The organism is Streptomyces sp. MI02-7b (assembly GCF_033793585.1).
Taxonomy (GTDB): domain Bacteria; phylum Actinomycetota; class Actinomycetes; order Streptomycetales; family Streptomycetaceae; genus Actinacidiphila.
Genome location: NZ_JARAWX010000016.1, coordinates 92112 through 109455, shown reverse-complemented (window position 1 = coordinate 109455; position 17344 = coordinate 92112). Strand labels below are relative to the sequence as shown.

16 protein-coding genes are annotated in these 17344 nt (G+C 71.4%); 12 read left to right on the top strand and 4 right to left on the bottom strand.

Annotation, left to right across the window (positions count from 1 at the left end):
- Nucleotides 1-42: 42 nt before the first annotated feature.
- On the bottom strand, nucleotides 43-2784 hold the full coding sequence (gene aceE / locus PV364_RS25385; RefSeq protein WP_319662597.1) for a pyruvate dehydrogenase (acetyl-transferring), homodimeric type: 2742 nt from the start codon (nucleotides 2782-2784) through the stop codon (nucleotides 43-45).
- A 405-nt stretch (nucleotides 2785-3189) separates the two neighbouring features.
- Between aceE and PV364_RS25380 the strand changes: the two genes are divergently transcribed.
- From PV364_RS25380 to PV364_RS25355, 6 genes are all read left to right on the top strand, one after another.
- Nucleotides 3190-3630: a DUF3052 domain-containing protein gene (locus tag PV364_RS25380; RefSeq protein WP_319662596.1), complete on the top strand. Its 441-nt coding sequence runs from the start codon at nucleotides 3190-3192 to the stop codon at nucleotides 3628-3630.
- Nucleotides 3631-3778: 148 nt separating this feature from the next.
- Nucleotides 3779-4237 (top strand): peroxiredoxin, encoded by a 459-nt coding sequence (locus tag PV364_RS25375; protein WP_319662595.1) that lies wholly within the window; start codon nucleotides 3779-3781, stop codon nucleotides 4235-4237.
- A 73-nt stretch (nucleotides 4238-4310) separates the two neighbouring features.
- On the top strand, nucleotides 4311-4886 hold the full coding sequence (locus PV364_RS25370; RefSeq protein WP_319662594.1) for a TerD family protein: 576 nt from the start codon (nucleotides 4311-4313) through the stop codon (nucleotides 4884-4886).
- A gap of 67 nt (nucleotides 4887-4953) precedes the next feature.
- Nucleotides 4954-5529, top strand: a complete 576-nt coding sequence (locus tag PV364_RS25365) for a TerD family protein (protein WP_319662593.1) — start codon at nucleotides 4954-4956, stop codon at nucleotides 5527-5529.
- Between the two features lie 16 nt (nucleotides 5530-5545).
- Nucleotides 5546-6694, top strand: coding sequence for a DUF475 domain-containing protein (locus PV364_RS25360; protein ID WP_319662592.1), 1149 nt, complete (start codon nucleotides 5546-5548; stop codon nucleotides 6692-6694).
- Nucleotides 6695-6779: 85 nt separating this feature from the next.
- Entirely contained in the window at nucleotides 6780-7511 is a 732-nt protein-coding gene (locus PV364_RS25355) for a TerD family protein (protein ID WP_319662591.1), read from the top strand.
- Nucleotides 7512-7539: 28 nt separating this feature from the next.
- Here the strand turns inward: PV364_RS25355 and PV364_RS25350 are convergent, their stop codons facing one another.
- A complete protein-coding gene (locus PV364_RS25350; protein WP_319662590.1) occupies nucleotides 7540-8454 on the bottom strand; it encodes a TerD family protein in 915 nt (304 codons plus the stop codon).
- Between the two features lie 216 nt (nucleotides 8455-8670).
- Here PV364_RS25350 and PV364_RS25345 point away from each other — a divergent pair, with 216 nt between their 5' ends.
- From PV364_RS25345 to PV364_RS25335, 3 genes are read left to right on the top strand one after another with little or no spacing between them, the layout of a single operon-like run.
- The gene (locus tag PV364_RS25345) at nucleotides 8671-9837 is read left to right on the top strand and encodes an HpcH/HpaI aldolase/citrate lyase family protein (protein WP_319662589.1); all 1167 of its coding nucleotides are present in this window, start codon (nucleotides 8671-8673) and stop codon (nucleotides 9835-9837) included.
- A 29-nt stretch (nucleotides 9838-9866) separates the two neighbouring features.
- On the top strand, nucleotides 9867-12290 hold the full coding sequence (locus tag PV364_RS25340; RefSeq protein WP_319662588.1) for a phosphoribosyltransferase: 2424 nt from the start codon (nucleotides 9867-9869) through the stop codon (nucleotides 12288-12290).
- Nucleotides 12287-13111 (top strand): HAD family hydrolase, encoded by an 825-nt coding sequence (locus PV364_RS25335; RefSeq protein ID WP_319662587.1) that lies wholly within the window; start codon nucleotides 12287-12289, stop codon nucleotides 13109-13111. Before PV364_RS25340 ends, PV364_RS25335 begins: the two co-directional genes overlap by 4 nt.
- Here PV364_RS25335 and PV364_RS25330 read toward each other — a convergent pair.
- Nucleotides 13092-13727, bottom strand: a complete 636-nt coding sequence (locus tag PV364_RS25330) for a nucleoside/nucleotide kinase family protein (protein WP_319662586.1) — start codon at nucleotides 13725-13727, stop codon at nucleotides 13092-13094. The genes PV364_RS25335 and PV364_RS25330 overlap by 20 nt on opposite strands.
- Nucleotides 13728-13750: 23 nt before the next feature.
- Between PV364_RS25330 and PV364_RS25325 the strand changes: the two genes are divergently transcribed.
- The 3 genes from PV364_RS25325 (at nucleotide 13751) to PV364_RS25315 (ending at nucleotide 15953) form a co-directional block, all read left to right on the top strand.
- Complete coding sequence (locus PV364_RS25325; protein ID WP_319662585.1) at nucleotides 13751-14410, top strand: O-methyltransferase; 660 nt, start codon at nucleotides 13751-13753, stop codon at nucleotides 14408-14410.
- A gap of 20 nt (nucleotides 14411-14430) precedes the next feature.
- Nucleotides 14431-14649 (top strand): FmdB family zinc ribbon protein, encoded by a 219-nt coding sequence (locus PV364_RS25320; RefSeq protein ID WP_319662584.1) that lies wholly within the window; start codon nucleotides 14431-14433, stop codon nucleotides 14647-14649.
- A 62-nt stretch (nucleotides 14650-14711) separates the two neighbouring features.
- On the top strand, nucleotides 14712-15953 hold the full coding sequence (locus PV364_RS25315) for an aminoglycoside phosphotransferase family protein (protein ID WP_319662583.1): 1242 nt from the start codon (nucleotides 14712-14714) through the stop codon (nucleotides 15951-15953).
- A 606-nt stretch (nucleotides 15954-16559) separates the two neighbouring features.
- Here the strand turns inward: PV364_RS25315 and PV364_RS25310 are convergent.
- Nucleotides 16560-17255: a type 1 glutamine amidotransferase domain-containing protein gene (locus PV364_RS25310; protein ID WP_319662582.1), complete on the bottom strand. Its 696-nt coding sequence runs from the start codon at nucleotides 17253-17255 to the stop codon at nucleotides 16560-16562.
- Between the last annotated feature and the right edge of the window lie 89 nt (nucleotides 17256-17344).

Sequence of the window (17344 nt, the reverse complement as noted above, 5' to 3'; positions counted from 1 at the left end):
CCCACCGCGACCGCGGTGGGGGCCCGTGCGAAGCGGGGACCGTCAGGCGTCGCCGCCGGCCGCGCCGGGGTCGGCGGCGGCCACGTCGAGCAGCTGGTAGCGGTCGATGGCCTGCTTCAGCACCGAGCGGTCGATCTTCCCCGCCTTGGCGAGCTCGGTGAGCACGCCGAGGACCACCGACTCCGCGTCGATGTGGAAGAAACGCCGCGCCGCGCCGCGGGTGTCCGCGAAGCCGAAGCCGTCCGCGCCCAGCGACTGCCAGACACCGGGCACCCAGCGGGCGATCTGGTCCGGGACGGCCCGCATCCAGTCGGAGACGGCCACGAACGGGCCCTCGGAGCCGGAGAGCTTGCGCGTCACGTACGGGACGCGCTGCTCCTCCTCCGGGTGCAGCAGGTTGTGCTCCTCGGCCGCGACCGCGTCGCGCCGCAGCTCGTTCCAGGAGGTCGCGGACCAGACGTCGGCCCGCACGTTCCACTCCTCGGCGAGGATGCGCTGCGCCTCGACGGCCCACGGCACCGCGACACCGGACGCCAGGATCTGCGCCGGGACCACGCCCGCCTCGCCGGCCTTGTACTTGTACAGGCCCTTGAGGATGCCGTCCACGTCCACGTTCGCCGGCTCGGCCGGCTGGACGATCGGCTCGTTGTAGACGGTGAGGTAGTAGAAGACGTCCTCGTTCGCCTCGGGCGTCCCGCCGTACATGCGGCGCAGGCCGTCCCGCACGATGTGCGCCATCTCGAAGCCGTACGCCGGGTCGTAGGCGACCACGGCCGGGTTCGTGGAGGCGAGCAGGTGCGAGTGGCCGTCGGCGTGCTGCAGGCCCTCACCGGTCAGCGTGGTGCGGCCGGCGGTGGCGCCCAGCACGAAGCCGCGCGCCAGCTGGTCGGCCATCTGCCAGAACTGGTCGCCCGTGCGCTGGAAGCCGAACATCGAGTAGAAGACGTAGACCGGGATCAGCGGCTCGCCGTGCGTGGCGTAGGCCGAGCCCGCGGCGATCAGCGAGGCGGTGCAGCCCGCCTCGGAGATGCCGTCGTGCAGCATCTGGCCGGTCGGGGACTCCTTGTACGCCAGCAGCAGCTCGCGGTCGACCGACTCGTACGTCTGGCCCAGCGGGTTGTAGATCTTGGCCGACGGGAAGAGCGAGTCCATGCCGAAGGTGCGGTACTCGTCGGGGGCGATCGGCACGAAGCGCTTGCCGATCTCCTTGTCCCGCATGAGGTCCTTCAGCAGCCGGACGAACGCCATGGTGGTGGCGATCGTCTGCTGGCCGGAGCCCTTGCGGGTCGCCGCGTACGCCTTGTCGTCCGGCAGCGCCAGGGGCTTGGCACGCACGACGCGGGTCGGGACGTAACCGCCCAGGCCCTTGCGGCGGTCGTGCATGTACTGGATCTCCTCCGAGTCCCGGCCCGGGTGGTAGTACGGCGGGGCGCCGGACTCCAGCTCCTTGTCGGAGATCGGCAGGTGCAGCCGGTCACGGAAGCGCTTGAGGTCGTCGACCGTCAGCTTCTTCATCTGGTGGGTCGCGTTGCGGCCCTCGAAGTTCGGGCCCAGGGTCCAGCCCTTGACGGTCTGGGCCAGGATCACGGTCGGCTGGCCCTTGTGCTCGCGGGCCGCCTTGTACGCCGCGTAGATCTTGCGGTGGTCGTGGCCGCCGCGGCCCAGGTGCAGCACCTGGTCGTCGGACAGGCCCTCGACCATCGCGCGCAGCCGCTGGTCGTCGCCGAAGAAGTGCTCGCGGATGTACGCGCCGGTCTCGGTGGCGTACGTCTGGAACTGGCCGTCGGGCGTGGTGTTGAGCTTGTTCACCAGCACGCCGTCGCGGTCCTGGGCGAGCAGCGGGTCCCAGGTGCGGTCCCAGATCAGCTTGATGACGTTCCAGCCGGCGCCGCGGAACTGCGACTCCAGCTCCTGGATGATCTTGCCGTTGCCGCGCACCGGGCCGTCGAGCCGCTGCAGGTTGCAGTTGACGACGAAGGTCAGGTTGTCCAGGCCCTCGCGGGCGGCCAGGGACAGCTGGCCGAGCGACTCCGGCTCGTCCATCTCGCCGTCGCCGAGGAAGGCCCACACGTGCGACTGCTCGGTGTCGGCGATGCCGCGCGCCTGCATGTAGCGGTTCATCCGGGCCTGGTAGATCGCGCCCAGCGGGCCGAGGCCCATGGACACGGTCGGGAACTCCCAGAAGTCCGGCATGAGCCGCGGGTGCGGGTAGCTGGACAGGCCGTAAGGGGCCTTGGACTTCTCCTGGCGGAACGCGTCGAGCTGGGTTCCGGAGAGCCGGTCCAGCAGGAACGCGCGCGCGTAGACACCCGGAGAGGCGTGTCCCTGGAAGAAGATCTGGTCCCCGCCCTTGCCGTCGTCCTTGCCCCGGAAGAAGTGGTTGAAGCCCACGTCGTAGAGGGAGGCCGAGGAAGCGAAGGTGGCGATGTGGCCACCGACGCCGATGCCGGGCCGCTGCGCGCGGGACACCATGACCGCCGCGTTCCAGCGGGTCGCGTTCAGGATGCGCCGCTCGATCTCCTCGTTGCCGGGGAAGAACGGTTCGTCCTTGGTCGCGATGGTGTTGACGTAGTCCGTGCTGCGCATCTCGGGCACGGCCACGCGCCGCTCGCGGGCTCGCTCGATCAAGCGGAGCATCAGGTAGCGGGCGCGCTCGCGTCCGCGCTCGTCGATAGCGGCGTCAAGCGAGTCGAGCCATTCCGCCGTCTCCTCGGGATCGAAATCCGGGACCTGGCTGGGAAGGCCGCCAATGATGATCGGGTTGCGATCTGATCCGGAAGCCACGCTAATCCTTCGCTTCTAGGCATTGCTCTACGGGGTCAAGCCGCCTCCATCGTGTACCGCGCGTTAGGGATACGTCATCTCTACTGAGCGGTAACCGTCATGTAGCGCGACAGACCCACCTACAAGCCCCCTGGCGGGGCTGCTGCGTGGCTTCCGGTGGCCGACCGACCAAATCGCAACTGTACGCCCACTCGGACGTACGACCGACCGCGACCCCGATTCGGGAGAAATGCTGGCATAGTGGAGTGAGCCACGTCACCCTTCGCAGTTCGGGTTGCGGTGACACGTCAACGTTTGGGCGGGATGGGCGGCCGGGTACTTGCGCGATCCGCCGCGCCCGTGTGGACTACCGCCCATAACCCCGCACAGGAGCGGGAAGACAACCCCCATGACAGGAGGCAGAGCGTGAGCGCGACCGCGGGCCACGCGGAGGAGCGGACCAACCCGGCAAGCCGGCTTGGTTTCGAGCCCGGACAGGTGGTCCAGGAGCTCGGTTACGACGACGACGTCGATCAGGAGCTCCGTGAGGGTATCGAGGAGATCACGGGCGAAGAGCTCGCGGACGAGGACTACGACGACGTCGCCGACGGTGTCGTCCTGTGGTTCCGCGACGATGACGGCGACCTGACCGACGCCCTGGTCGATGCCACGTCCGCCGTCGACGACGGCGCCCAGATCTGGCTCATGACCCCGAAGACCGGCCGTGACGGGCACGTCGAGCCGAGTGACATCGGAGAGGCCGCGCAGACTGCCGGCCTCGCTCAGACCAGCAGTGTCAACGTCTCCAAGGACTGGACCGCCAGCCGGCTGGTGACCCCCAAGTCGGCCAAGGCCGCCAAGCGCTGAGGCGTTGGGACGGACCTCACGCCCCCGCGGCACCGTGCCGCGGGGGCGTCTTGCGTCCCGTTCCGCGGGCAGTGGTTGACTGGGGAGCCGGACGGCCGGGCCGTGAGGGTCCCGTCGCAGCCCCCGTCACCGGAAAGGTGTGTCCCGCATGGCGCTCGCCGCAGGAGAGATCGCCCCCGACTTCGAGCTGAGGAACCAGCACGGCCAGGCCGTGCGGCTCTCGGACTACCGGGGCGCCAAGAACGTCGTGCTGCTCTTCTTCCCCTTCGCCTTCACCGGCGTCTGCACGGGCGAGCTGTGCGCGCTGCGGGACGAGCTCCCGTCGTTCCAGAACGACGACGTCCAGCTGCTGGCCGTCTCCAACGACTCCATGCACACCCAGCGCGTCTTCTCCGAGCAGGAGGGCCTGGACTACCCGCTGCTCTCCGACTTCTGGCCGCACGGCGAGGTCTCCCGCGCCTACGGCGTCTTCGCCGAGGACAAGGGCTGCGCGGTGCGCGGCACCTTCGTCATCGACAAGGAGGGCGTCGTCCGCTGGAGCGTCGTCAACGACCTGCCGGACGCCCGTGACCTGAACGAGTACGTCAAGGCGCTCGAAGCCCTGTAGCCGGAGGGAACCGGGTACTACCCTCAGGGCGTTGATCCTGTTACGAGCGACACGCGATGACATGGGAGGACTCGTGGGAGTCAGCCTCAGCAAGGGTGGCAACGTTTCGCTGACGAAGGAGGCCCCCAACCTCACGGCCGTCATCGTCGGCCTCGGCTGGGACGCCCGCACCACCACGGGCGCCGGATTCGACCTGGACGCGAGCGCGCTGCTGACGGGCGCGGAGGGCAAGGTCCTCTCCGACCAGCACTTCGTGTTCTTCAACAACCTCAAGAGCCCCGAGGGCTCCGTGGAGCACACCGGCGACAACCTGACCGGGGAGGGCGAGGGCGACGACGAGCAGATCAAGGTGAACCTGGCCACGGTTCCGCCGGAGGTCGCCAAGATCGTCTTCCCGGTGTCGATCTACGAGGCCGAGACTCGTCAGCAGTCCTTCGGCCAGGTCCGCAACGCGTTCATCCGCGTGGTGAACCAGGCCGACAACAACGAACTGGCCCGCTACGACCTCACCGAGGACGCCTCCACCGAGACCGCCATGGTCTTCGGCGAGCTGTACCGGCACGGTGCGGAGTGGAAGTTCCGGGCCATCGGCCAGGGGTACGCCTCCGGCCTGCGCGGCATCGCGCAGGACTTCGGCGTCAACGTCTGATGTCCAGGGTCGTGCGGCCCGCCCGCCCGGGGCGGGCCGCGCACCCCGAGTGGGGGAGGAGAACAGCATGGGCGTGACGCTCGCCAAGGGAGGCAATGTCTCCCTTTCCAAGGCCGCACCGAACCTCACGCAGGTGATGATCGGACTCGGCTGGGACGCGCGCTCCACGACCGGAGCGCCCTTCGACCTGGACGCGAGCGCCCTGCTGTGCGCCTCGGGGCGGGTCCTCGGCGACGAGTACTTCGTCTTCTACAACAACCTCAAGTCCCCGGAGGGCTCGGTCGAGCACACCGGGGACAACCTCACCGGTGACGGCGACGGCGACGACGAGATCCTGATCGTCGATCTGATGACGGTGCCCGAGCGGGTCGACAAGATCGTCTTTCCGGTCTCCATCTACGAGGCGGACGCCCGCGGCCAGACCTTCGGCCAGGTCAGCAACGCCTATATCCGGGTGGTCAACCAGCTCGACCAGAGCGAACTGGCCCGGTACGACCTGTCGGAGGACGCGTCCAGCGAAACCGCCATGATCTTCGGCGAGCTCTACCGCTACGGCGGGGAATGGAAGTTCCGGGCCGTTGGCCAGGGGTACGCGTCAGGTCTGCGGGGCATCGCCCTAGACTTCGGGGTCAACGTTTCGTAAAGGGATTGGAAATCCAGTGCTCCTCCGAACTTTCGGCTGGTCGCTCGGCGTCACCGCCATCGGCTTGGCCCTCGCCGGCTTCCTGTGGGGTGCGAAGGGCCTAGCGCTCGTCGCGATCCTCTCGGTGCTGGAAATCTCGCTCTCCTTCGACAACGCGGTGATCAACGCCGGAATCCTGCGGAAGATGAACGCCTTCTGGCAGCGCATCTTCCTGACGATCGGCATTCTGATCGCCGTCTTCGGCATGCGGCTGGTCTTCCCGATCCTCATCGTGTCGATCACGGCCAAGATCGGCCCGATCGAGGCGATCGACCTGGCGATCAACAACGCGGACAAGTACGAGCACCTGGTGACCTCCGCGCACCCGGCGATCGCCGCGTTCGGCGGGATGTTCCTGCTGATGATCTTCCTTGACTTCATCTTCGAGAGCCGCGAGCACACCTGGCTGTCCTGGCTGGAGCGCCCGCTGTCCAAGCTGGGCAAGCTGGACATGCTCTCGGTGGTCGTCGCCCTGGTCGCGCTGCTGATCGCCGCCACCACCGTGGCCACCGACGTGGCCCACGGCGGCGGCGACAAGACCTCCACCGTGCTGCTGGCCGGCATCGGCGGTCTGATCACCTACCTCATCGTCGGCGGCATCTCCAGCTACTTCGAGGACCGCCTGGACGAAGAGGCGGACGAGGCGGACCAGGAGCTGGAGGAGGTGGCCGGCGGCGGCAAGCCGAGCGGCAGCGGCTCCAGCGCCGTGGGCCTGGCCGGCAAGGCGGCCTTCTTCCTCTTCCTCTACCTCGAGGTCATCGACGCGTCGTTCTCCTTCGACGGTGTCATCGGCGCGTTCGCGATCTCCAACGACATCTTCATCATCGCGCTGGGCCTCGGCATCGGTGCGATGTACATCCGGTCGCTGACGGTCTACCTGGTCCGCAAGGGCACTCTGGACGACTACGTCTACCTGGAGCACGGCGCGCACTACGCCATCGGCGCCCTGGCCGTCATCCTCCTGGTCACGATCAAGTACGAGATCAACGAGGTCATCACCGGCCTCGTCGGCGTTGTCCTGATCGGCGCCTCCTACTGGTCGTCGGTGGTGCGAAACCGCCGCCTCGGGGAAAGCTCCGAGCAGCGGGACGACAACGACAAGACGGAAGTGACGAGCGGGGTCTGAGCCCCGGCGCACGACCGGTCAGGGCCGCCGCCCTCCGCCCGCCGGGCGGAGGGCGGCGGCACGTCAGGGGAGGGGCGGAGCCCACATGTGGAACTTTCTGCGGCCCAGCGGCGGCTTCAACGTGCAGTTCGACCTGGCGAACGCGCACACCATCGAGCTCACGCGGCGCCACCAGGTCGTCTCGCTCACCAAGCAGGGCGCGGCCGTCGGCAATCTGCGGATCAACCTGTCCTGGCAGATGCGCACCTCCGACACCGGCGGCTGGAACCAGCGCGGCGGCTCCTGGCTGAACCGCCAGATGCACCTGTTCCGGCCCGAGCCGGTGCAGGCGGCCGGTCCCGCCATGGTCAACGTCGACCTCGACCTGGCCTGCATGTACGAACTCGCCGACGGCACCAAGGGCGTCGTCCAGCCGCTCGGCAACTTCCTCGGCGACCTGGACGCCCCCCCGTACATCCAGATGAGCGGGGACGACCGCTTCGGCGGCTCCTCGGGCGAGACGCTCTACATCAACCTCGACAAGCGCGACGAGCTCAAGCGCATGCTCGTCTTCGTCTACATCTACGACGGCACCCCGGCCTTCGACCGCACCCACGCCAAAGTCGAGATCTTCCCCAGCTCCGGGCCGCGCATCGAGATCCCGCTCAACGAGCGTGAGCCGCAGGCCCGGTCCTGCGCCGTGGTGCTCATCGAGAACAAGAAGGGCGACCTGACCGTGCGGCGCGAGGTCAAGTACGTCTACGGCTTCCAGGCCGAACTCGACCGGCTGTACGGCTGGGGGCTGCAGTGGGGCCGCGGCTACAAGAGCAAGGTGTGACGCCGGCCCGTCCGGCCGCGGCCCGCGGTCAGCGGCGCTCCTGGAACTGCGGGCCCTGCGGGGGCAGCGTGACGCCCTGCTGCGGCTGGGGATACCCGTAGGCGGGGCCGGGCGCGGCCGCGGTGGCGGCCGGCTGCTGCGGCGGGTAGCCGTAGGCCGGCGCCGGTGCGGTCGGCTGCTGCGGGTAGCCGTAGGCGGGGGCCGGCAGGGTCGGCTGGGGCTGCTGCGGGTAGCCGTAGGCGGGCTGAGCGGGCTGTGTGGCCGGGGCCGGGGCCTGCAGGGTGTAGGCCTCCGGTTCGGCGGTCACCGGGACCGTGGGCGGCACCGGCTGGGGCAGCGAGGTCACCTCGCCGTCCGGCCGCGGCTGCTGCGGCGGCGCCTCGACGAGGTCGCCCTCGTCCACGGCGATCCCGAACTCGGTGGCCAGACCCTCGAGGCCGGACACGTACCCCTGCCCCAGCGCGCGGAACTTCCACGCGCCGGAGCGCCGGTACAGCTCCCCGCAGATCAGCGCCGACTCGTCACCGGTGTCCGGCACGACGTCGAAGTACGCCAGCGGCTCGCCCTCGGAGCCGGCCGCGGCGGAGACGTCGTACAGCAGGACCCGCAGGTCCGAGACGAGCGCGAAGGGACCGCCGTCGGAGGAGGCCGCGATCACCACCCGCTCGACGCTCGCGTCGAGCGCGGACAGGTCCACCTCCACCGCGTCGGTCAGACCGGCCGGCTCGCTGCGCTTGGGCAGGTGCCGCGCCACGCCCGCCGGGTGCCGGGGCTGGTTGTAGAAGACGAAGTCCTCGTCCGAGCGCACCCGCCCGTCCGTCCCGACCAGCAGCGCCGACGCGTCGACGTCCGGTATTCCCGCGCCCGGGCTCCAGCGCAGTACCGCCCGTACGCCCGAAGCCGGCACGGGGATGTTCGAGCCCTTCACCATCGCCTGCGTCATGCCCGTCATCCTGCCCTCCCGGGGGCCGCGGTCACAACGCGGGGCACAACGGGACCCGCCCGCCACGGACCGGCCGACATCCTGCCGACGCGAGGGGGTTACCTGATTTTCATGCGTGACGGGAACGACCCGGGTGAGCCCACACGTACGATAATCGGCCACGGCGTCGGGGGACGCTTCCCGCCCCACCACCCACCACCTGCCACGGGGGAACGTATGCGCCACTTCGCGCACCTCGCGCCGGACGTACGGAACGAACTCTTCCACCGCGAGCCCGGCGAGTTCACCGCCGACTCGCCGGCCGCCACGCTCGCCGTCGCCCTGGGGGCCACGCTCTACAGTCCGGCGACCCGTCCGGGCCTGGCCGAGGACATACTCAAGCAGTCCGCCCGCGGCGTCGTCTCGATGGTGCTGTGCCTGGAGGACTCGATAGACGACCGCGAGGTCGCCGCGGGCGAGGAGAACCTGGTCCTCCAGTTCGGCGCGCTGGCCGCCCGCATCGGGGACGCCGACCCGCCCCTGCTCTTCATCCGCGTCCGCACCCCGGAGCAGATCACCGACCTGGTGCGGCGCCTGGGCGAGACCGTGCGCCTGCTGTCCGGGTTCGTGCTCCCCAAGTTCACCGAGGAGACCGGCGTCCCCTTCCTGGAGGCGCTCGCCGCCGCCGAGGGCATGTGCGGCCGCCGCCTGTTCGCGATGCCGGTCCTGGAGTCGCCGCAGCTGCTGCACCTGGAGTCGCGCACCGAGACGCTGCACGGGATATCGCGGACCGTCGACAAGTACCGCGAACGCGTTCTCGCGCTGCGCCTGGGCGTCACCGACTTCTGCTCCGCCTACGGACTGCGCCGCTCGCCGGACATGACCGCCTACGACGTCCGCATCGTGGCCTCCGTCATCGCCGACGTCGTCAACGTGCTCGGCCGCGCCGACGGCACCGGCTTCACGATCACCGGCCCGGTGTGGGAGTACTTCCGGCACTCCGAGCGCATGTTCAAGCCGCTGCTGCGGCAGAGCCCCTTCCTGCCCGAGGCCGTCGACCTGCGCGACGCCCTCATCCAGCGCGACATGGACGGCCTGCTCCGCGAGATCGAGCTCGACCGCACCAACGGACTGCAGGGCAAGACCTGCATCCACCCCTCGCACGTGCAGCCCGTGCACGCGCTGAACGTCGTCTCCCACGAGGAGTGGACCGACGCCGCGGACATCCTCCACGAGGACCGCAGCGGCGGCGGCGTCCTGCGATCGGCCTACACCAACAAGATGAACGAGGTGAAGCCGCACCGCGCCTGGGCCGAGCGCACCGTGCGGCGTGCCGAGGTCTTCGGCGTGGCGCGGGAGGAGACCAGTTTCGTGGAGCTCCTCGCCGCGTGCGTGCCGTCATGACCGGCACCCACCGGGAAAGGGCCGTCCCCATGGCAGCAGAGCCCGTCTGGTCCGGGCAGTGGGTCGCCGACCGCCTCGGCGTCGCCCTGCGCGGCGAGGGTCTGAGCGATCTGCTGGGCCTCGCCCTGCGGCGCAACCCCAAGCGCGCGCACCTGCTGGTGTCCAACGTGCTGGGCAAGCACGTCCCCCAGCGGCCCGGGGCCGTCTACGCGGCCGGGCACGGGCTCGGCCTGCGCGTGCGCGACCTGCTTGGCGCCGACGCGGCGGCGCGCGCGGTCGTGCTCGGCTACGCGGAGACCGCGACCGGCCTCGGCCACGCCGTCGCCGACGGCCTCGGCACCGCCCCCTACCTGCACTCCACCCGGCGCCCGGTGCCCGGCGTGAGGCCGGTCGGCGGCTTCGAGGAGGAGCACAGCCACGCCACCTCCCACCTCCTGCTGCCCGAGGACCCCGCGCTGCTGGCCGGGGACGGACCGCTGGTCCTGGTCGACGACGAGTTCTCCACCGGGCGCACGGTGCTCAACACCGTCCGCGATCTGCACGCGCGCCACCCGCGGGACCGGTACGTGGTGGTGGCCCTGGTCGACATGCGCTCGCCCGCCGACCGGGAACGCCTCACCGCCGTCGCCGCCGAGCTGGGCGCCTCCGTCGACCTCGTCGCCCTCGCCTCGGGCGGGGTCGACCTCCCCGAGGACGTGCTGGAGCGGGGCCGGGCACTGGTCGCCGAGCACGACGCGGACGCCCCCGCCCCGCACCCGGCGCCGGACGGCGCCCGCCCGCTGCCGGAACGCGTAGCCCTGGACTGGCCGGCCGGCGTCCCCGACGGCGGCCGGCACGGCTTCACGCCCGCGCACCGCGCCCGCCTGGAGGCGGCCCTCCCGGCGATGGCCGCCGCTCTGGCGGCACGGGCGACGGGCACGGCGGCCGGCGGCCGGATCCTGGTGCTGGGCAACGAGGAGCTGATGTACGCCCCGCTGCGCCTCGCACAGGCCCTCCAGGACGGCCTGCCGGACGCGGAGGTCCGCTTCTCCACCACCACACGCTCGCCCGTGCTCGCGGTCGACGACCCCGGGTACGCGATCCGTACCCGGATCGTCTTCCCCGACCACGACGCGCCCGCCGACGGCCCCGGCGAGCGCTACGCGTACAACGTCGCCGGCGCCGGCTTCGACACGATCGTCGCGGTCGTGGACAGCGCGGGGGACACTCCCGCGCTGCACGCCCCGGACGGGCTGCTCGCGCGGCTCGCCGCACACACAGAAAGGCTGCTGCTCGCCGTGGTGCCTTCGTACGAACCCCGCACCTCCCCGGGGCTGCCGGAGCCGCTGCGCGGCCCCGCGTTCTCCTCCTACGCCCCCGAAGAGGTCGGCTGGTTGCTGAAGGACCTGTCGGACGTGGAGCTGGAGGCCCCGACCGAGGAGCGGGAGGAGGCCATCCAGAGCGGGGGCGCGCACTACGCGGAGTCGCTGCCCGAGGAGTACCAGCCGAGCGCGGAGTACCAGGAGCTGTTCCGGGCCGCCCTGGAGGAGTCCGCGGACCGGATCGCCCGCGCCGTCGGCGCCGTCACCGACCTGGTGCTCGCCGAGCGCGGCCCCGACGCGGTGCTGGTGTCGCTGGCCCGCGCGGGCACGCCCGTCGGCGTGCTGATGCGGCGCTGGGCCCGGCACGCCCACGGCCTGGACCTGCCGCACTACGCGGTCTCCATCGTGCGCGGCCGCGGCATCGACACCACCGCGCTGCGCTGGCTGGCCGAGCACCACGACCCGGCCCGGGTGGTCTTCGTGGACGGCTGGACCGGCAAGGGCGCGATCACCCGTGAACTGGCCGAGGCCGTCGCCCCCTACGGGGACTTCGACCCGGAGATCGCGGTGCTCGCCGACCCGGGGTCCTGCGTGCGCACCTACGGCACCCGGGACGACTTCCTCATCCCGTCCGCGTGCCTCAACTCCACGGTCTCCGGCCTGATCTCGCGCACCGTGCTGCGCTCCGACCTGATCGGCCCGGACGACTTCCACGGCGCGAAGTTCTACCGCGAGCTGGCCGGCTCGGACGTCTCCACGCTCTTCCTCGACGCGGTCGCCGCCCGCTTCGACGACGTGGCCGAGGACGTGGCCGGTGATCTCAAGGAGCTCCGGGCCGCCGACCGCACGCCCACCTGGGAGGGCTGGAAGGCCGTGGAGCGGATCAGCGAGGAGTACGGCATCGGGGACGTCAACCTGGTCAAGCCCGGCGTCGGCGAGACCACCCGGGTCCTGCTGCGGCGTGTGCCCTGGCGGGTGCTCGCCCGCCGCGGGGCAGGCGCGGACCTGGCCCACATCCGGCTGCTCGCCGAGCAGCGGGGCGTCCCGGTGGAGGAGGTGGACGACCTGCCGTACTCGTGCGTCGGGCTGATCCACCCGCGCTTCACCCGGGGCGCGACCGGTACCAACGGAAAGGCCGTGACGGCCCTGTGAAGCAGCGTCCGGACCAGCGCACGCTCGTCGCGAGCGACCTCGACCGCACCCTCGTCTACTCCCCGTCGGCGCTCACCCTGACCGTGCCCGACGAGGACGCGCCACGCCTGCTGTGCGTGGAGGTCCACGAGGGACGGCCGCTGTCCTTCATGACCGAGACCGCGGCCGGCCTGCTCCAGAAGCTCGCCGCGGTCGCCGAGTTCGTCCCCGCGACCACACGCACCCGCAAGCAGTACCGGCGGATCAACCTGCCCGGTCCCGTGCCGCGTTACGCGATCTGCGCCAACGGCGGGCACATCCTCGTCAAGGGCCACACCGACCACGACTGGAACGCCGAGATGCGCCGCCGCCTCGCGGAGGGGTGCGCGCCGCTCGACGAGGTGCGGGCCTACATGGCGCGCACCTCCGACGAGTCCTGGCTGCGCAAGGAGCGCGTCGCCGAGGACCTGTTCGTCTACCTCGTCGTCGAGCGGTCCGCGCTGCCCGAGAACTGGGTGAAGGAGCTCGCCGAGTGGGCCGAGGAGCGGGGCTGGACGGTGTCGCTGCAGGGCCGCAAGATCTACGCCGTGCCCCGGCCGCTCACCAAGTCCGCCGCCCTGGCCGAGGTCGTCCGGCGCACCGGCGCCGAGCACGTCCTGGCCGCCGGCGACTCCCTCCTGGACGCGGACCTGCTGCTCGCCGCGCACACCGGCTGGCGCCCGGGCCACGGCGAACTCGCCGACTCCGGCTGGACCGCCCCGCACATCGACGCGCTCACCCTGGCGGGCGCGGCGGCGGGCGAGGAGATCCTGCGCCGGATGCTCAGCGTGTCCCGTCGCTGATCCGCAGCACACGGGTGGCCGCGCTGCGCGTCGACTCGACGCGCAGCGCGTTCGGCCGCTCGCTGGCCTCGATGAAGGCGCGTGCCTCGGGCTCGGTGCGCCCTCCCGTCACATGCCGTAGGAGCAGCCGCTCCTCGCGCACCGCTTGGTCGGTCTCCAGGAACCACAGCTCGTCCAGCAGGTCCCGCACCTCGTGCCAGCCGGGGCCGTCGTCGGCGAGGTAGTTCCCCTCGGTCACCACCAGCCGGGCGCCGTCCGGCACCGCGATGCCCGCGGCCACCGGCTCGTCCAGCGCCCGGTCGAAGTCCGGCGCGTAGACCGTGCGGCCCTGCGCCGCGCGCAGCCGCCGCAGCAGATGGACGTAGCCGTCCACGTCGAAGGTCTCCGGTGCCCCCTTGCGCCCGCGCAGCCCCAGCCGGTCCAGCTGGGCGTTGGCCAGGTGGAAGCCGTCCATCGGGACGTGCACGGCCGTGTCCGCGCCGAGCCGCGCGTTCACCCCCTCCACCAGCGACCTGGCCAGGGTCGACTTGCCCGCGGCGGGAGCTCCGGCGACGCCCAGCAGCACCCGCCTTCCTGGCATGCTGGGCACCAAGGCGACGGCGTCATCCACGTACATGCCCGCCACCTTAAGGAGCAGCCGTGACCGAGACCAAGAATCCCCCGCTCACCCCCGAGCTCTACGCCTACGTACTGGACCACAACCCGCCCCTGGACCCCGTCCAGCGCGAGCTGGTCGAGATCACGCACGCCCGCTTCGGCGACGCGGCGGGGATGCAGTCCGCACAGGAGCAGGGACCGCTGCTGGCCTTCCTGGTCCGGCTGCTGGGCGCCCGGAACATCGTCGAGGTCGGCACCTTCACCGGCTTCTCCGCGCTCTCCATGGCGCAGGCCCTGCCCGCCGGGGGACGCCTGCTCGCCTGCGACGTCTCCGAGGAATGGACCGCCGTCGCCCGCGAGGCGTGGGCCAAGGCGGGGGTGGACGACCGCATCGACCTGCGGATCGCGCCCGCGCTCGACACCCTCCGGGCGCTGCCCCAGGAGCCCGCGATCGACCTCGTCTACCTGGACGCCGACAAGGAGAGCTACGTCGCCTACTGGGAGGAACTGCTGCCCCGCATGCGACCGGGCGCGGTCCTCGCGGCCGACAACACCCTGTTCCACGGCCTCGTGGCCGACCCCGCCGCGGGCGGCGCCGCGGCGGCCATCCGGCGGTTCAACGACCACGTCGCGGCCGACGCCCGCGTCGAGGCCCTGCTCCTGACGGTCGCCGACGGGCTGACCCTGGCGCGCAAGCGCTGAACCCTGGCTAACCTGTGCACATGCCCCGATACGAATACCGCTGCCGGTCCTGCGGCACCACCTTCGAGCTGAACCGGCCCATGGCCGAGTCCTCCTCCCCGGCGCAGTGCCCGTCCGGGCACGACGACACCGTCAAGCTGCTGTCGGCCGTCGCGGTCGGCGGCACCGCCTCCGCCGCGGGCGCCGCCACCGGCCCGTCCGGCGGCGGGGGTTGCTGCGGCGGCGGGTGCTGCGGCTGACGCACCGCGGCGGCGCCCGATAACCGCTCGCGGGCACGGCTCCCGGGCGGGACACTGCCCGCGTGACGGAACAGCAGGAAACAGGGCGCACGGTCGACGTCGTGGTGACGTACGACGGGGATCGGCTCGGGACGACCGGTCCCTTCCCCGTCGTACGGCCGTGGTGGTCCGACGTCACGGAGGTCGTGGCGCATCTGGAGGCGCTGCTGGGCGTGCCGGTGGTCGTGCTCCGGCTGCTACGCGTCCACGGCGGCGAGGGCGGCCGCGACGGGGCGGTGACCTACCACGCGGAGGCACTGCGCAGGCCCCGCGAGGGCGCGCTCCGCGAGGACACGGCCGGGCCGGGCACCGACGGCCTCCTGGCACCCGCGGACCTGCGCGCCGACTGGGCGACGACGACCGGCCTGTGGGATGCCCTGACGTGGGCGTTCGGCGAGCTGGGCGGCGGCACGGCCGAGCAGGTCAGGACGTGGAACCTGTCCGGGCTGTTCCGCATGGCGCCGCAGGACGGCCGCACGGTGTGGCTGAAGACGACCAGCCCCCGCTTCAACGCCTGCGAGGCCACCGTCATCCGCCTCTTCGCCGCCGGGGACCGGGAGTTCGTACCGGACGTGGTGGCGGCCGACACGCCGCGGCGGCGGGTGCTGCTCGGCCACGTGGACGGCAAGGACTGCTACGGGGCCGACCCGGACGTCGCGAGCGCCGCCGTGCGGCGCCTGGCGGCCGCCCAGGCCGCCATCGCCTTCCCGACGCCTCCGCCGGGCCTGCGGGACCGCACACCGGCCACCCTGCCGGGCCTGCTCGACCGGCTGCTCGACGGCGAGGCCGGCCGCGACCTCACCGCGCGGGAGGCCGCCGGGGCACGCCGGCTGACGGCGCGGCTGCCCGCGTTGATCGCCGAACTCGACGCCTGCGGGCTCCCGCACACCGTCGTGCACGGCGACTTCCATCCGGGGAACTGGCGCAGCGACGGACGGCGCATCGTGATGGTGGACTTCGCCGACAGCCACTTCGGCCACCCGGTGCTCGACGGCCTGCGGCCGCGCGACTTCCTGGACGACCGCAGCTGGGAGCACGCGGCCGACGCCTGGGTCCAGGCCTGGTCGCACCTGGTGCCCGGATCCGATCCGCGCCGTGCGCTCGCCGTCGGCGCACCGCTGGCGCATCTGCTGTGCGCCGTGCGCTACCAGGAGTTCCTGGACAACATCGAGCGGAGCGAGCGGGTTTACCACGAGGGCGATCCGGTCGGCGAGATCCGCGCTGCGCTGGCCGCCTGGGCCTCTTCCCCGCCCGCCCTCCCGTGAAGTCACGCACCCCGGCGCGCGTGTCGTGGGGGCCGGGTGCGGTGCCGCCGGGGCTGCACGTCCTGACTGGGATATTTACGCGCCTTTCCCGCACCTGCTCATCCCGTCCCTGCGCACAAATATCCCGCAGCGTCCAGAACATCCACCCTCCCCCAGCCTCCGGCCGGGGGTGCCCCCACCTCCCCCGCCCCCTCCGTTGTGTCCGCGCCTGATCCCCGGTGGGGGATGAAGCGGTCCGGGTGACCGCAGTTGCCTGAATCCCCCCGGTGTGTGGGCGGTGACGGCTGCGCCCTTGGACGGCGCCGCGCCAACGGTGGCCCGAGCACGGTGCCGCTTCTACCCCCCACCGGGGATCAGGCGCGATACGAAACGGAGGGGGCGGGGTCGTAGGGGTGGGCGTTCTGGACTGTGGAGCATATTTGGGTGCACAACCCGGGACGAGATGAGCAGGTACCCGAGGCACCGAAATGTGCTGTCCAGAATGGCCGGCCCCGGAGGCCCCGACCCCGGCCCACCCCGCACGCGCGTCGGGGCGCCCAGACTTCACAGGGCACACGGGAGGGCGGGCGGGGAAAGCTCACGCGAGAGGCGCGGCACCGCCGACCCTCACTTGAGGACTTCCAGCAGCCGGTCCGCCAGGACCCCGGCGGAGTGCGGATTCTGGCCGGTCACCAGATTGCGGTCCTCGACCATGTACGGCTCCCAGATCGGGCCCCGGCTGAACTCGACGCCGACCTTCTCCTTCAGCTCCGTCTCCAGCAGCCACGGCGCCCGGGGGGCCAGGCCGACCCCCTCCTCCTCCTCGTTGGTGAAGCCGGTGACCCGGTAGCCCTTGAAGGGCGATTCGCCATGGATGCGGGTGGCCAGTATCGAGGCGGGCGCGTGGCACACGATGAAGAGCGGTTTGCCCGAGGCGAGTTGCGCCGTCAGCAGCCGGCCGACGTCGGCGTCCCACGCGAGGTCCGCCATGGGGCCGTGGCCGCCCGGCAGGTACACCGCGTCGTAGTCCTCCAGGCGGACGTTCGACAGCGCCAGCGGCCGCCGCATCACCTCCGCGGAACGGATGATCGCCTCGAGTTCCAGGGCGCCGTCCTCGCCGCCCGCCATGGAGGGGCGCAGGCTCATCATGTCGACGTTCGGTACGACACCGCCCGGCGTCGCCACGACCACCGCGTGACCGGCTTCCGTGACCTTCTTGTACGGCACGGCGAACTCTTCGGCCCAGTACCCGGTCGCGTACCTGGTCCCGTCCTTGAGCACCCAGTACGTCGCACCACTCACGATGAACAGCACCGTCGCCATCAGGTCCACCTCCGTGCCTCGGTCATCCGATCCACAACAAAAGCGTAGGTACCCGGCGAAACGTGCGCATGTGGGGGACGGCGAGGGCT